The sequence below is a fragment of the Bradyrhizobium sp. AUGA SZCCT0105 genome (assembly GCF_018129565.1).
Lineage (GTDB): Bacteria > Pseudomonadota > Alphaproteobacteria > Rhizobiales > Xanthobacteraceae > Bradyrhizobium.
This window is the reverse complement of sequence record NZ_JAFCMK010000018.1, coordinates 38,490-53,023: the sequence shown is the minus strand read 5'-3', so window position 1 is coordinate 53,023 and position 14,534 is coordinate 38,490. Positions and strand designations below refer to the sequence as shown.

The window sequence follows — 14,534 nt, the reverse complement described above, 5'->3', positions numbered from 1 at the left end:
ACAAACGAATGCTGGAGCTTGGCGGGAGGCCAACTGACTGTCATCGCGTGGAGCACATTCCGGTCTAGCCCAGGTACTGCAGCTTTTTCGGTGATGATGCCCTTCAGTAGGCCCTTCAGCAAGTGAAGGGCCATGAGTGGATGCGTGTCTTGAAAATTCACGACATAGAGCGCGGTATTGAGAGGCCAATAGCTCCCTTCAACATAGTAAACTTGACCAAGGGTGCCGTATCGCCCCGTTACGATACCCGGGCCAACCGCTTTGTATTGATTGTGAAAACCCGTCGTACCTGACGAAGAGACGATCGGAAACTCCCCAGGTACCCTCTCGGCTTCTGGAAGATCGTACCCCCTTTTTAACGTGAGATATTGCCCAGTGTTCTACGCTCCCACCCCTCTGGTAGGCCGTCGATAATCCGGGCGTGTTCGTGGCCGGGGTAGCGGAAATGGACGAACCATTCGCGGTAAAGCATGCGCGCCGCTTCTTCCAGCAGCGCAATCCGTCGCCGATTGTTCTCGATCAGGTCATCGTAGGCAGAGAGGATATCCGCAATTCGCTTTTGTGTTCGGCGAGCGGGAAGCCTAATTTTCACCTTCTTCAGATCAGATAGGTTGATGACCTGCTGCACAGCTCCCTGTGTTCTCTGAAATAATTCGGCCCGCCCGCGCGGTGACATGAGGAAATACTTCACGTAAGGCGCGTGAACGTCGGGCCGAATGGCAATGAGTCCAGCCTGCCTCGCCAAGTTTGCGCCAGCCAGCCTGTCAGGAACGACTGCAACTTGTCCTGGATTGCCCACTAGGGACATAATAACCTCGCCACCGCGCAGTATGGTGCGAGAGTAAGGGCGAGACACGTCTTGCGTGATGGTACGGAGATTGGTCTCATCGATTAAGCCGTTTGAGATGTCGCCTCCGCGGATGAAGATTACGCCAGCTTCGGGATCCTCAGGTCCAGGTTTAACGACACCGTATGTGATCGGACGCTCAGGTTCAGTGAGCTTCTGAAGCTCAAGAAACTCGGCATTTTCGACTTGCCGCCTTGTCACGCCCCCAACTCCTCGAAGTTCTCTGCGATCCGTGCGGCCAGCTCCGCCGCCTCCTCGTTTAGCCCCTTCAGATCGATATGGATCGCGCGTAGCGCTTCCTCGAAATCAAAATCTTCGTCCGCGGCTTCAGGCGCAACGCCGACGTAGCGGCCGGGCGTCAGGCTCCAGTCGTGCGCCTCGACCATTGCGCGATCGGCCAGCTTGACCAGCCCTTCGACATCGCGGAGCTTCGCCTCTGGAAACCGATCCTGAAGCCAGTCGGCCTGCCGTACGAAGTAACGCCCAAGACGCAACGCCTCGACAGCATCAGCGCGCGCTGCCTCCAGCGCCTTGCGTGCTCTGTTCACATCGCCATTGTCCCAAGTCTCCGAATCCCGTGCGTCCAAGCTTTTGGTCGCGATATCGACCAGCCGAGTCGAGAGCTTCGCGGCAAGATCGATCTGCTTAGTCAAATCGCGGCAGCGGTCCGCGAGCGGATGCAGGGCAAGGCGTGCCGCATTGAGGCCGGCGTTGTCGCGGCCGGCTTTCTTCCACCCGGCATTCAGCGTCGCCGTTCCCTTTTTAAAGTCCTCGATGTCCGCTCTCAGCATCGCCTGCGACGCGGTCAATTCCGCCCAGGGCTCGGCCAACGGATCGCTCTCGCGCTTGAGCTGGGCAAAGGGCTGCACTAAAATAAGGAGCTTGCCGAGTGCGTTCTCGAAAGTCGCGAGCGGTTCGGTTGCTGCTTGGCTGTCTTCGATCGCTTGCGCCAGATAGGATTCGACGAGCCTGAGGAAGCGGTCATTCTGACCGCGGTACAGCCAGACGATGGCGGCAATGTTTTTCTGCTGCTCCGGGCTGAAATCACAAACTGAACGCGAGACTTTGCGGAAGATGTTGCGCGCGTCGAGCATCAGCACATGGTTGGCTCTGGCCATGTCCTTCCCCTTGGCCCGGTCGAAGAACCAGAGCTGGCAGGGCACTGTGCGCGTGTAGAAGAAATTACCGCGAATATCGATCATCACGTCGACTGCACCTGTCTCGATCAGCTTCTGGCGCACTACGGCTTCACCACCGCCCGCACTTGACGCTTGCGAGGACATTACAATACCGGCGCGGCCGGTCTCGTTGAGATAGCTGTAGAAATAGCTGAGCCAGAGGTAATTTGCGTTCGAGACTTTCTTCGCCTTGTTGACGCCAGGAAGGCCGAACGGCAGCCGCTTGTCGCTCTTGATCTTATCTGCGTCCACTTCGTCTACGTTGAAAGGTGGATTGGCCATCACGAAATCGCATTTCCCCGTGAGTTCGTGCGGGTCTTTGTAGTAGGTAATGGCTTCATTGCCGGCCCGGATCGAGCCTTCCAAGCCGTGAACTGTCATTCGGCCTGCAATATTGACCCCCCTAAGCCGGGGGATCGGCGTCCAAAATTGACCCCCTACAGATTGGTCTGTTGCGCTGCCTGCTTTGGAACGAAGCAGGTGGTGGGGGATGCTGATCGTGGAGACAATTGCCCGGATCCGGCGCGAGCACTTCATCAAGGGCAAGACGATCAAGGAGATCGCCCGTGACCTGAAGGTGTCGCGGAACACGGTTCGGAAGGTGCTGAGGTCGGGAGAGACCTCCTTCGAGTACGAGCGGCAGGTGCAGCCGCGACCAAAGCTGGGACGATGGGCAGTAGAGCTTGACGGATTGCTGGCGGCGAACGCGGCTAAATCGGCTCGTGAACAGCTGACGTTGATCCGGATCTTCGAAGAGCTGCGCGGCCGCGGCTATGAGGGCGGTTACGATGCGGTGCGGCGTTACGCCAGGCGGTGGAGCAAGGAACGCGGGCAATCGACCGCGGCCGCTTATGTCCCGCTGAGCTTTGCCCCAGGCGAAGCCTACCAATTCGCCTGGAGCCACGAGGTGGTCTTGCTGAGCGGCACCACGGTGATGGTGAAGGCCGCCCATGTCCGGCTCTGTCACAGCCGCATGCTGTTCGTGCGGGCCTATCCGCGGGAGACGCAGGAGATGGTGTTCGACGCCCACGATCGGGCGTTCGCCCTGTTCAAAGGCACCTGCACCCGCGGCATCTACGACAATATGAAGACCGCCGTAGAGACGATCTTCGTCGGTAAAGGGCGTCTCTACAATCGCCGCTTCCTGCAGATGTGCAGCCACTATCTGGTCGATCCGGTCGCCTGCACGCCAGCGTCGGGCTGGGAGAAGGGGCAGGTCGAGAACCAGGTCGGGCTGGTCAGGGAACGCTTCTTCACGCCGCGGCTGCGGTTCAAAAACCTCGACGAGTTAAACGCCTGGCTGCTCGACAAATGCATCGCCTACGCCAAGGCTCATCGCCATCCGGAGCTGGTCGATCAGACGATCTGGGACGTGTTCGAAGCCGAACGCCCCAAGCTCGTTCCCTATGCCGGTCGCTTCGACGGCTTCCATGCGGTGACGGCGTCGGTCTCGAAGACCTGCCTGGTGCGCTTCGACAACAACAAGTACTCAGTCGCGGCCAGCGCCGTTGGACGACCGGTCGAGGTTCAAGCCTATGCCGACCGCATCGTGATCCGTCAGGATGGACGCATCGTTGCCGAGCACCCGCGATCTTTGGCCGCGGCGATACTGTCTACGACCCCTGGCATTATGTGCCGGTGCTTGCCCGCAAACCCGGCGCCTTGCGCAACGGTGCTCCCTTCAAGGACTGGGTGCTGCCGGCCGCGATCGAGCGGATCCGGCGAAAGCTCGCCAGCACCGACGATGGCAATCGACAGATGGTCGACATCCTCAACGCGGTGCTGACGGACGGTCTGCCCGCGGTGGAAGCAGCCTGTGCCGAAGCGCTCAGTCACAGCGTCCATTCCGCCGATGTCGTGCTCAATATCCTGGCCCGTCAACGTGAACCCGCCCCACCGGCCAACATCATGACGCCGGCCGCACTGACGCTCCGTCATGCGCCGATCGCCGATTGTGCCCGCTACGACAACCTCCGGAGGACCATCTGATGGAACGAACCCAAATCTTCGATCTCATGGGCGAACTCAAGCTCTACGGCATGAAGGCTGCCTTCGACGAGATCATGGCAACTGCCGTCAAGTGCCAGCACGAACCTCAGCGCATTGTCGGCGACCTGCTCAACGCCGAGATCAACGAGAAGCAAGCCAGGTCGATCAAATACCAGCTCACCATCGCCAAGCTGCCGCTTGCCAAGGACATCGCCGACTTCCAGTTCGATGGCACGCCGATCAATCAGACTCTCGTCAATGATCTCGCTGGCGGCGGCTTCATCGCCCAACAACGCAACGTCGTGCTGGTTGGCGGCACCGGCACAGGCAAAACCCACCTGGCCATTGCCATCGCCAGAAGCTGCATCCGATCCGGTGCCCGCGGCCGCTTCTTCAACGTAGTCGACCTCGTCAATCGCCTCGAGACTGAGACCCGCCACGGACGGCAAGGACGGCTCGCCGAGCATCTGACCCGGATGGACTTCATCGTGCTGGATGAGCTCGGCTATTTGCCCTTCGCCCAGTCCGGTGGCCAGCTTCTCTTCCACCTCGTCAGCCGGCTTTACGAGCGCGCCTCCGTCATCGTCACCACCAATCTTGCCTTCGGCGAATGGCCCAGCGTGTTTGGTGACGCCAAGATGACCACTGCGCTGCTCGACCGGTTGACGCATCACTGTGACATTGTCGAGACCGGGAACGACAGCTGGCGATTCAAAAGCCGTGACGACGATCAAGCAACCCGCGCTCGTCTCGCCTCCGCTATCCCGGCCAGCTCCGACGAGACGAGCGCTACCGTCAAACCCCGCCGCACCAAGGGGTCAAAATTGGACGCCGATGAGGGGTCAAATTTGCGCGCCGATTGACATGCATCCGAATTCCAGCGCCGCCTGGTGCCAACGCCAGTCCAGATCTAGACGCCAAGGATGGGCGTTGATGCTGCACCGCAGCGGTCTCGACGATTGCCGACCATCCGTATTTGATGTCAAATTGATCCTTGTTGTTCTGGGTCGAGCTTTTTTGATGTCCATTTTCAGGGAGGAATTGCGATGCTGCGGGCCTGCTTGTCATGCCTCTTCGTTGCGATCGTTTCGCTGTCAGCAATGGCCGCTGACGGTGATCCGAAGCAGAAGGTCGAAGCGATCGCTTCGGAATATGCTGCAAGCTTCAACAAGCAGGACGGTGCGGGAATTGCCGCCCTGTTCGCGGCGGGCGGGATCCACGTCAATCCGGCCGGTCCGCGTTCCGACATCGCGGAATTCTACCAAGGCGCGTTCAAGGCTGGGTTCGACCACGAGGAGATCACGGTCGACCAGGCATGGCCGCTGGGGTCGGACATGGCGCTTGCCATAGGGGCGTACCGCCTCGCAGGCAAAAATCAGAACGGCGCGCCCATCGAGACGGGAGGTATCTGGACGGCGACCTACGTGACCGAGGGCGGCAAGCTCAAGATTCGTTTGCTGTCGGCGATGCCCAAGCCGCCGCCTCCGAAGTAGGAGGTCGCCTAATGTTCGACGCGGCTACCACGGCACTCTTGCGTGCGGTGCGCGCGCACCTCGCTTCGAAGATTTTGGAAGCCGCAACGAAGGGCGAAATCTCCCACGAACGATTGAGGCGAGCCGGGCGCAAAGCCCTGGGCGCCAACCATATGGCGCTGAGCGCAGGGGGCGGGGATGAATTTTCAGGTCACGGTCCTGAAAATCCTGGTGAGCTATCCGGACGGCTTCGCCGTCATGGCCGACCTCAAGCGCGACATGGCGATTCTGGCGACCAGCGGACGTGACTGGGCCGAACGCACCAAGCGGCTGGCTGCGCGCGTGCCCGAGCTGGACATCTTCTCGCAAGGTCTCGTCGAGAGGCTCGACGGCGGCTGGCGTATCACCGAGAAAGGCCGCGCCGTTCTCGAGATCATGGAGGCGCGGCCGGTTGCCGTGCCGGCTACCGAGCAGCCTCCCATCCGGGCGACCGATGCCTCGACGCCTGCGGCGACACCGGCGGCATCCCCCGTCGCGACGGGCCGACGCAAGCGGGACCAGAAGCGGCGTCGACGCGATCTGGTCGCAGCGCGGGCAAGGGCCAAGGCTTCGTAACGGAGCCCATCTCAGGCCAGCGTAAGAAGGCGTCGTCCGTCACCGATTTGCCGTCAGCTTCCCGCAACGCCCTCCCGGGCGACGGCCTCCACCTCGCCCAGATTGGCATGGCCGTTCGCGGCCCGCAGGAGCGCTTGGACAACGTATTTTCGGGTTTCTTGATCGACGCCGCGGGGAGCTTCCGGCAAATGGTCTCCAGCGCCTCAAACCGTAGGAGCAACAGCTTATTCCAGCTCAATTTGCGTTTGAACGGACCTGACGACCCGTTCGAAGGCAGCTTTAGCCAGCCGATCATCAGTGAGCCATTCCATTGTCCAATTCGGTCGACCCTCCAGTTCCCTGAACGTGGCGACTTCGTAAGCACCTCCGGTGCGCGACAGTGACGCCCCGAGCGTTGGGTGGTCACGCACCAAGGACCAAACCCTTGCTTCGATGTCGCGTCGGCTCGCCCTAACCGGATGCAGTTCGTATTTAGCCTGCAGGTCACTGGCAATCTGGTCGAGGCGCGCATAACAGGCCACGGATACCTTGTTGTCCTTTCCGGCGATCCCAAAGCCCCAATTTGCATCGGGGCGCGGCGTAGGACCAAATATGAAAAGATCCTCCAACTCGCCGCACTCTTCGTGCTTGCGAGCGGCCGCCAGCATCATCTGGCGCAGTTCTTCTTCACTCTTGCGATCCTTGACCACCTACATCTCCCCCGAGTACTCATGCCGTACTGCTTTGAAAACCCGTTGCCGCGCCATTCGTTATCATTGATCGGCCGTGCGTCTCACGGGCACAGCTTTTGCTGGACCCACCTCGACGCTCGCGCTGCGAGCAGCGCCATTGCGTTCGAACCGAAGCTCGACGCGGCTACCGACTGGGGTAAGGCCAATCAAATTGCGAAGCTGGGACGCGCTCCGGATCGGCGTGCCATCGACAGCCTTCACGATGTCGCCCTTTTGCAGCCCCGCTTGCTCCGCCGGCGAACCACTGGCAATCTCCGCGATCAGCGCCCCTTGATAGCTCTCCTTGGCCGCAAGATCGACTCCAAGGTCGCGGATGGATATGCCGATCTGGCCGCGACGAACTTCGCCGTATTGAACAAGCTGCTCCATGACGCGGCGGGCCATGTTGATCGGCACAGCGAATCCGATTCCGACGTTACCGCCGCCCGGAGAAATGATCGCCGTATTGATCCCGACAAGTTGTCCCCTCAGGTTAATCAGGGCGCCGCCCGAATTTCCGGGATTAATGGATGCGTCGGTCTGGATGAAGTCCTCATACCCTTGCTTGCCAAGGCCGGTTCGGCCGAGGGCGCTGACAATTCCCGAAGTTACGGTCTGACCCAAGCCGAAGGGGTTCCCGATCGCGATCACGAAATCACCGACCTCGATCCGATCGCTGTCACCCAACGGGATGGCCTTGAGGTTACCTCTTAGTCCTTGCAGTTGAAGAACGGCAACGTCGGTTGCAGGGTCACGCCCAACCAATTTTGCGTCGAACTTTCGTCCGTCTTTGGTCGTGACTTGGGCCTTAGAGATCTGCGCAACGACGTGATTGGCGGTGAGTACATAGCCGCGTTCGGCGTCGACGATTACGCCCGAGCCGGTTGCCTGGACTTCCTTTTCAAGCTGCTTGGGAAGATCAAAAAACTCTCGAAAGACGGGATCGCGGTAGAGCGGATTGTCCTCCTTGACCCTGGCGTGCACCGAAATGTTGACGACCGAAGGGGTGGTTTCCCTTACCACAGGCGCAAGGGTCGGGATTTGGCCGCCCCTGATGTCCGGAACCTGTGCGAGCACGGGCGACCACGCGATAGAGGCGCAAAGGAGCAAGACTGCGGCGAACCGTCGATCCTTTATTAGTGATGAGTTCTTCGACATGGTGAGTAAACGAGTTTTGTAGAGGGGGAATTCCAACGTCCCGACGATCGCACGCCCGGACGTTGGAAAGTGTCAGCCATTGCGATTGATCGCGATGCGGCGGACATTTTTGGCTTCGGCGGATTTCGGCACGGTTATGGTCAGGACGCCGTTCTCGAACGCGGCCGAGACTTTGTCCTCGTCGATGCCCTCCAGCGGGATACGCCGTTCGAATCGGCCGTAGTATCGTTCGCTGAAACGACGTGCCTTGTCTTCCGATTCGGATTTTTTCTCGCCGGAGATCGAAAGAACTCCATTCGCGATTTCGAGACTGACGTCCTTCTCCTCCAGGCCGGGCAGCTCAGCGGTGATGCGCACCTCCTTGTCCGTTTCATCGATGTCGATCTGGGGCCAGCCGAGCCCGCTCAGTCCCCGGCTCGATCCGAACGGCGCAAGATCAAAGCCGCGGAATACCTCGTCGAACATCCGGTTCATCTCGCGATGCAATGTAAGAAACGGATTCACATCGGCTCCGCGGTGAATGCCGACCTCGCGTCCGCCGTTATTCCACGGAATGAGGTCCTTGATACCCATGGTGTGTTCTCCTCAATTCAGGCGACTTCCGCCGCGAATCGCCGCGGAAGTCTGTTCTTCGCTGATGTGCGCGTTGCGTGGCGGTCAGGCCGCCTTGCCGTCGATCTGCCGGACGTTCGAAGCGGACGAACCGCTGATCGAAATCCGGCGCGGCTTCATGGCCTCGGGGATCTCGCGCACCAGTTCGATCTGCAGCAAGCCGTTGTCGAACGAGGCTCCCTTGACCTGGACATAGTCCGCCAGATTGAACTGCCGCTTAAAGGGCCGAGACGAAATTCCCTGGTACAGGAACTCGCGCTGCTGTTTTTCCGACTTCCGGCCTTCGACCGTCAACACGCTTTGTTCTGCGGTGATCGCGATTTCATCGGCCGAGAAGCCCGCCACCGCCAGCGAAATCTGGTAGCGGTCTTCGCTCAGTCGCTCGACGTTGCATGGGGGATAGTTATCCTCCGTGCCGGCCTGTTGCGCGGCGTCCACAAGATCGAACAGACGGTCAAAGCCGATGGTCGACCGCCAAAGGGGAGCGAAATCGTAGGTGGTCCTCATAGCCAAATCCTCCACTGAGCAAGATGGGTACGAGCAGGCGTCGGACACCTCCGGCGCCCGTCTCCGCCGGGCCCTCGAGGGCGCCCGGACCGCTTGTCGCGGCACGCTAAAAATTAGAAAAAGCCGATTCGATTTCAAGTGGGCGATCAACGATTTTCAGCGACCGGGGAATCCGCCGATATGGTTTTGCTCGCGGTCGCCCGGATTCTCGCGAAGAGCGATCACCTTCCGGCCTCACCAAGTCATAACTACCGCGTGTCTGGCTTTCGACGTCCGCGAATTGGAGAGGATACGGGATCCGCCTCTCATGCTGCGCCCGCAATCCCAGCTGTTGTCAAGACAAGTCGGTGTTGGCGATGCCGGCTCCCTCCACCGTCAACGCCGGCGAGCCGCACAACCTGTCTCGAACATCGCGGCCTGCAAGGCGACAACGACTGCTCCAGTCGCTGCGGCTGTGTTTGCCATCACGAGAAGAATGACCAACGGAGTAAACATGGCGATCAGTCCAGTGATCTTTTTGCGGGCTTAGGCCCAAGCCACCCCCTGCTTCATTTCTTTCGCGCGGGAAGACGGCGGGCCATTGGCCTCATGTCGACTTGTCAGCATCGCAGCCTTTACCTTTTGAAACGCTCGCTCCTCGATCTGGCGAACCCGTTCGCGGGATACTCCATATTCCGCGGCAAGTTCTTCAAGGGTCGTCGACTCCTCGTTCAGCCAGCGCGCGGTGAAGATGTTGCGTTCGCGAGCGTTGAGGTTGGCGAGGGCGTTAGCGAGGGCCAGACGACGCTGCTTGGCCTCCTGCTCCTCGGCCAACGTGATTTCACAAGTCGGCGCGGGATCGACAAGCCAATCCAACGTTTGTCCGCCCTCATCCTCGTCGTGGATCGGTACATTCAAGGAAGCGTCTCCACGCAGGCGGCGGTCCATGGCGACAACGTCTCGTTCAGCCACCTTGAGGCGCTCAGCAATTAGCCTGACCTGCTCCGGACGCAAATCGCCGTCCTGTAGCGCAGAGATCGCGCTTTTGGCCCTCCGCAGTTTGAAGAAAAGCTTTTTCTGGCTGGCGCTCGCGGCGATCTTGACCAGCGACCAGGACCGCAGGATGTACTCCTGGATGGAGGCCCTGATCCACCACATCGCATAGGTGGCAAGGCGAACGCCCCGATCCGGATCAAACCGCCTCACAGCCTGCATCAAGCCAATGTTTCCTTCCGAGACAATTTCCGCGATCGGGAGGCCGTAACCGCGATAGCGCATCGCTATCTTGGCGACGAGCCTGAGATGACTGGTCACCAGGTGGTACGCTGCGTCGCGATCCCGGTGCTCGCGCCAGCGCCTTGCGTAGGCGAGCTCCTGCTCGGGCTTGAGCAAGGGAAACTTACGGATCTCGACGAGATATTTCGACAGCCCAGCGTCGACAGACGGGGCAGGTAGAGCGGCATTGTTAAACATCTTGCAAGCCCCCATTAGAGCTAAGGAATTGGACTCGTTTCATCGGGCCTCAATCGACCGGCTCGATCTCGCTTGATCGAGGGGCACGCGTACGGACACGCCGGCACAGGTGCGGCGGCCGGTAAGCGGCTCGGCCTTGTGGTGAGCCCGTCGAACAACCAAGCCGTCAGGCCGCTTCGCGCTCGATCTGCTGGACGTCGGATGCGGCCAAATTGTCAATCGGGATCCGGCGAGGCTTCATGGCGTCCGGAATCTCGCGAACCAACTCGATCTGCAGCAGGCCGTTGTCGAACCGTGCTCCCTCGACCCGGACGTGGGCAGCCAGACCGAACTGCCGCTTGAAAGGTCGCGACGAGATGCCTCGATAGACGAAGTCCCGCCGTCCTTTTTCGCCCTTGCCACCTTCGATGGTGAGCACGCTCTGTTCGGCCGTCACGGTGATTTCATCGGGGGAGAAACCGGCCAAAGCCAGCGAAATCCGATACCGGTCGTCAGACAGGCGTTCTACATTGCAGGGTGGGTAGTTGGCTTCGCCGGCGGTGTGCCGGGCCGCGTCGACCAGATCGAACACGCGGTCGAAGCCGATAGTTGATCGCCACAGGGGGCTGATGTTGTAAGTCCTCATAGCCAAATCCTCCAAGGAGCAAGATGGGTACGAGCAGGCGTCGGACACCTCCGGCGCCCGTCTCCGCCGGGCCCCTAGGGCGCCCGGACCGCTTGTCGCGGCGAGCAGAAAACTAGCAAATCGCCTTTTGGTTTCAAGTAGAAAGCGGAGAATTTTTGTCCGAAAACTAACCCAATGTTACCGAGCCACGGAGCACGTCTTCAAAATTAGGCAAAGCCATCGAGGGGTCTTCAGGGGCCTTACCAGACGCCCCTGCGTCGGTAAGCGATGCGGCAATATCGTACTGAGTTCGATCGTCAGGCGTGTAAACGCTGCAATTCCGCTTCGGCCAGTTCGACCAACCGGGTGAGCCTTTGGCGATGTTCTGCAGCGAGATCCTGTGCTTTGAGAAGTCGCCGCAATGCTCGATTGCTCTGCGTTGGCTCTCAACCACGAAGGATCGGACCCTGGCGGCCCGCTCAAATACGAGCGTCTCAGGCGGAAACCGGACGCTGGTCAGTACGTCCGACATGATCGAATAGCGAGGGGGGAGCCGGCCGGGGGATGCGATCAGCGCAATCGGTCGAGATCGCATCCCGGTGAGTGAATGAAACTAGCCGATCGCTGGTCTCTCCCTATTGCGGTCTTCCGGCATAAGCTTGATTCCCGATGGGTCCAGGATCGGTGAAAGGAGCATGTCGACCTTCAACGTGTTCACGCCGGCGCCCCACGTCAACCAGGGCATCGAATCCAGATACGGGATCGGCGGCAGCGCGATCGTCCCGAAAACCTGCCCCGACTCCGGCTTGCTGCGCGGGCCATCCACCCCCCAAGCCGCCAGCGACGGCAGGACCAGGACCGCTGTCATCGAGGCCGTGAGAATCCCGCGGACCACGCGCTGTCCGAAGGCTTGTTTGCGGTTCTCCGCATGAGCGGAGACAACGGTTTGATCTCTGATCATCTCATCCTCCAATCGGTCGAAAACTGATCCAGGCGATCGTGAGAAGGCTGAGGGCGAACATGAGCCAATGCATTACAGTCGCCCCGCTCTTGCGCGATCGAGATTGCATGCGTGTGCTCATCTGGGTCTCCTTGTGCTTTGCGTTCCTTTCTCTTTTGGTTAGTGGTCGAGCCCGGCCGGTGGCGGCCGGGCTCGATCTTGGCTAGAAGTCCATCGGCGGCGCTGCGGGCGCCGGCTCGGACTTCTTCGGCTTCTCGGCGATCAGCGCTTCCGTCGTGATCAGCAGCGCGGCGACGGAAGCCGCATCCTGCAACGCGGTGCGAACGACCTTGGCGGGATCGATCACGCCTGCCTTCGCCAGGTCCTGGTATTCGCCGCTGGCGGCATTGAAGCCCCAATTGTAGCTGGAGTTCTCCAGCAGCTTACCGACCACCAGCGAGCCGTCTTCGCCGGCGTTCTGCACAATCTGCCGCGCCGGCACCTGGATCGCGCGGCGCACGATGTCGACGCCGGCCTTCTGGTCGGCATTCACGGTCTTGATGGCATCGAGCGCCTTCAGGCCGCGCAGCAGCGCGACGCCGCCGCCGGGCAGGATGCCTTCCTCGACTGCCGCCCTGGTCGCGTGCATCGCGTCATCGACGCGATCCTTGCGTTCCTTGACCTCGACTTCGGTCGCGCCACCAACGCGGATCACCGCGACGCCGCCGGCGAGCTTCGCAAGCCGCTCCTGCAACTTCTCGCGATCGTAGTCGGAGGTAGTCTCCTCGATCTGCATCTTGATCTGGGTGACGCGGGCCTCGATGTCCTTCTTGGACCCCGCACCGTTGACGATGGTCGTGTTCTCCTTGTCGATGACGACCTTCTTGGCGCGGCCGAGCATCTTGAGCGTGACGTTCTCGAGCTTGATGCCGAGATCCTCCGAGATCGCCTGGCCACCCGTCAGGATCGCGATGTCCTCCAGCATGGCCTTGCGGCGATCGCCGAAGCCGGGCGCCTTCACGGCCGCGACCTTCAACCCGCCGCGCAGCCGGTTGACGACGAGGGTCGCGAGCGCTTCACCTTCGACATCCTCGGCAACGACGAGCAGCGGCTTGCCGGACTGCACGACGGCTTCGAGCAGCGGCAGCATGGACTGCAGGGTCGACAGCTTCTTCTCATGGATCAGGATGTAGGGGTCTTCGAACTCGACCCGCATCTTCTCGGCATTGGTGACGAAGTAGGGTGACACATAGCCGCGATCGAACTGCATGCCTTCGACCACCTCGAGCTCGGTATCGAGGCTCTTGGCTTCCTCTACGGTGATGACCCCGTCGTTACCGACCTTCTGCATGGCGTCGGCAAGAAAGCGACCGATCTCGATATCGCCATTGGCCGAGATGGTCGCGATCTGGGCGATCTCCTCGTTGGTGGTGACTTTCTTGGCGTGCGCCTTCAAATCATTGACGATGGCTTCGACGGCCAGATCGATGCCGCGCTTGAGGTCCATCGGGTTCATGCCGGCGGCGACGGACTTCGCGCCTTCCTTGACGATGGCCTGGGCCAGCACGGTCGCGGTGGTGGTCCCGTCGCCCGCGAGGTCACTCGTCTTGGAGGCGACCTCCCGCACCATCTGCGCGCCCATGTTCTCGAACTTGTCCTCCAATTCGATCTCCTTGGCGACGGTCACGCCATCCTTGGTGATGCGCGGCGCACCGAAGGATTTCTCGATCACGACATTCCGCCCCTTGGGGCCGAGCGTGACCTTGACCGCATTCGCCAGCGTATCCACTCCCCGCAGCACCCGGTCACGGGCGTCTGTGGAGAATTTCACCTCCTTGGCAGCCATGTTCGTTGCTCCTCTCTCCTCAATGACTGTCGGCTTCGTAAGTTGTGCTCAGGCGGCCTTCTTGACCGAGCCGGTCTTGTCGACCACGCCCAGAAGATCGCTCTCCTTCATGATCAAGTAGTCCTGGCCGTCGATCTTCACTTCGGTACCCGACCATTTGCCGAACAAAACGCGGTCTCCCGGCTTGACATCGATCGGGATCAACTGGCCTTGCTCGTTTCTGCCACCGGAGCCCGCGGCGATGATCTCGCCTTCCTGCGGCTTCTCCTTTGCGGTGTCGGGAATGATGATGCCGCCGGCGGTCTTTTCCTCGGCATCAATGCGGCGCACAAGCACGCGGTCGTGCAGTGGGCGGAAATGCATGCACATCCTCCATGTCAGTTCAGCGATGTCCAAAAACCGGGTCCGGGCAACCGGCCCCCGGGCGAAAACGACCTAGGATCCGAAAAACGGCCGTTCAAGAGGTCTTTGAAAAATTTTTGTCACTCCGGCCGTCCGACTGCCAACCGCGGTCTTGAACGGCGAATTTGGCGCGACCAGTTGATCTTCCATTCACCGCCCTCCCTCCGTAGCTGACCGCGGATTGAGGTCGTCTGCGCAATGT

Annotated in this window: 14 protein-coding genes and 1 pseudogene; 4 read left to right on the top strand and 11 right to left on the bottom strand. The window is 60.5% G+C overall.

From position 1 onward, the window contains the following. Positions 1–355: 355 nt before the first annotated feature. The gene (locus JQ573_RS38885; protein WP_212320451.1) at positions 356–1,048 is read right to left on the bottom strand and encodes a restriction endonuclease subunit S; all 693 of its coding nucleotides are present in this window, start codon (positions 1,046–1,048) and stop codon (positions 356–358) included. Beyond that, positions 1,045–2,406, bottom strand: a complete 1,362-nt coding sequence (locus tag JQ573_RS38880; RefSeq protein WP_249132754.1) for a class I SAM-dependent DNA methyltransferase — start codon at positions 2,404–2,406, stop codon at positions 1,045–1,047. The genes JQ573_RS38885 and JQ573_RS38880 overlap by 4 nt, the downstream gene beginning before the upstream one ends. A gap of 109 nt (positions 2,407–2,515) precedes the next feature. Here JQ573_RS38880 and istA point away from each other — a divergent pair. The 4 genes and pseudogenes from istA to JQ573_RS38860 form a co-directional block, all read left to right on the top strand. Further along, positions 2,516–4,005, top strand: a pseudogene (gene istA, locus JQ573_RS38875) (IS21 family transposase); the annotation flags it as partial. Between the two features lie 8 nt (positions 4,006–4,013). Next, positions 4,014–4,877 (top strand): IS21-like element helper ATPase IstB, encoded by an 864-nt coding sequence (gene istB, locus JQ573_RS38870; protein ID WP_212408801.1) that lies wholly within the window; start codon positions 4,014–4,016, stop codon positions 4,875–4,877. 183 nt (positions 4,878–5,060) lie between these two features. Continuing rightward, positions 5,061–5,507 carry a DUF4440 domain-containing protein gene (locus JQ573_RS38865; protein WP_212320315.1) on the top strand — a complete coding sequence of 149 codons (447 nt, stop codon included), beginning with the start codon at positions 5,061–5,063 and terminating at the stop codon, positions 5,505–5,507. A gap of 177 nt (positions 5,508–5,684) precedes the next feature. Next, a complete protein-coding gene (locus tag JQ573_RS38860; protein ID WP_011087993.1) occupies positions 5,685–6,101 on the top strand; it encodes a hypothetical protein in 417 nt (138 codons plus the stop codon). Between the two features lie 224 nt (positions 6,102–6,325). On the opposite strand, the gene JQ573_RS38855 is transcribed toward JQ573_RS38860, so the two are convergent. The 9 genes from JQ573_RS38855 to groES form a co-directional block, all read right to left on the bottom strand. Next, on the bottom strand, positions 6,326–6,790 hold the full coding sequence (locus JQ573_RS38855; protein ID WP_011087992.1) for a hypothetical protein: 465 nt from the start codon (positions 6,788–6,790) through the stop codon (positions 6,326–6,328). Positions 6,791–6,853: 63 nt separating this feature from the next. After that, complete coding sequence (locus JQ573_RS38850; RefSeq protein ID WP_212320317.1) at positions 6,854–7,969, bottom strand: trypsin-like peptidase domain-containing protein; 1,116 nt, start codon at positions 7,967–7,969, stop codon at positions 6,854–6,856. 72 nt (positions 7,970–8,041) lie between these two features. Beyond that, the gene (locus JQ573_RS38845; RefSeq protein WP_212320319.1) at positions 8,042–8,542 is read right to left on the bottom strand and encodes an Hsp20/alpha crystallin family protein; all 501 of its coding nucleotides are present in this window, start codon (positions 8,540–8,542) and stop codon (positions 8,042–8,044) included. A gap of 84 nt (positions 8,543–8,626) precedes the next feature. After that, positions 8,627–9,088, bottom strand: coding sequence for a small heat shock protein HspB (gene hspB, locus JQ573_RS38840; RefSeq protein WP_011087989.1), 462 nt, complete (start codon positions 9,086–9,088; stop codon positions 8,627–8,629). A 525-nt stretch (positions 9,089–9,613) separates the two neighbouring features. Then, positions 9,614–10,540, bottom strand: coding sequence for an RNA polymerase sigma factor RpoH (gene rpoH, locus JQ573_RS38835; RefSeq protein WP_212320321.1), 927 nt, complete (start codon positions 10,538–10,540; stop codon positions 9,614–9,616). Positions 10,541–10,706: 166 nt separating this feature from the next. After that, on the bottom strand, positions 10,707–11,165 hold the full coding sequence (gene hspA, locus JQ573_RS38830) for a small heat shock protein HspA (protein WP_212320323.1): 459 nt from the start codon (positions 11,163–11,165) through the stop codon (positions 10,707–10,709). A gap of 592 nt (positions 11,166–11,757) precedes the next feature. After that, positions 11,758–12,105: a hypothetical protein gene (locus JQ573_RS38825; RefSeq protein WP_212320325.1), complete on the bottom strand. Its 348-nt coding sequence runs from the start codon at positions 12,103–12,105 to the stop codon at positions 11,758–11,760. 202 nt (positions 12,106–12,307) lie between these two features. Continuing rightward, positions 12,308–13,930 (bottom strand): chaperonin GroEL, encoded by a 1,623-nt coding sequence (groL, locus tag JQ573_RS38820; RefSeq protein ID WP_161533219.1) that lies wholly within the window; start codon positions 13,928–13,930, stop codon positions 12,308–12,310. A gap of 48 nt (positions 13,931–13,978) precedes the next feature. Then, positions 13,979–14,293: a co-chaperone GroES gene (groES, locus tag JQ573_RS38815; protein WP_028171493.1), complete on the bottom strand. Its 315-nt coding sequence runs from the start codon at positions 14,291–14,293 to the stop codon at positions 13,979–13,981. Positions 14,294–14,534: the final 241 nt, after the last annotated feature.

Bases quoted from the DNA above. Each gene is read 5' to 3' on its own strand.
- JQ573_RS38825 (WP_212320325.1), bottom strand. From the start codon at position 12,105: ATGATCAGAGATCAAACCGTTGTCTCCGCTCATGCGGAGAACCGCAAA.
- JQ573_RS38845 (WP_212320319.1), bottom strand. From the start codon at position 8,542: ATGGGTATCAAGGACCTCATTCCGTGGAATAACGGCGGACGCGAGGTC.
- JQ573_RS38850 (WP_212320317.1), bottom strand. From the start codon at position 7,969: ATGTCGAAGAACTCATCACTAATAAAGGATCGACGGTTCGCCGCAGTC.
- groES (WP_028171493.1), bottom strand. From the start codon at position 14,293: ATGCATTTCCGCCCACTGCACGACCGCGTGCTTGTGCGCCGCATTGAT.
- rpoH (WP_212320321.1), bottom strand. From the start codon at position 10,540: ATGTTTAACAATGCCGCTCTACCTGCCCCGTCTGTCGACGCTGGGCTG.
- JQ573_RS38880 (WP_249132754.1), bottom strand. From the start codon at position 2,406: ATGACAGTTCACGGCTTGGAAGGCTCGATCCGGGCCGGCAATGAAGCC.
- hspA (WP_212320323.1), bottom strand. From the start codon at position 11,165: ATGAGGACTTACAACATCAGCCCCCTGTGGCGATCAACTATCGGCTTC.
- hspB (WP_011087989.1), bottom strand. From the start codon at position 9,088: ATGAGGACCACCTACGATTTCGCTCCCCTTTGGCGGTCGACCATCGGC.
- istB (WP_212408801.1), top strand. From the start codon at position 4,014: ATGGAACGAACCCAAATCTTCGATCTCATGGGCGAACTCAAGCTCTAC.
- groL (WP_161533219.1), bottom strand. From the start codon at position 13,930: ATGGCTGCCAAGGAGGTGAAATTCTCCACAGACGCCCGTGACCGGGTG.
- JQ573_RS38865 (WP_212320315.1), top strand. From the start codon at position 5,061: ATGCTGCGGGCCTGCTTGTCATGCCTCTTCGTTGCGATCGTTTCGCTG.
- JQ573_RS38860 (WP_011087993.1), top strand. From the start codon at position 5,685: ATGAATTTTCAGGTCACGGTCCTGAAAATCCTGGTGAGCTATCCGGAC.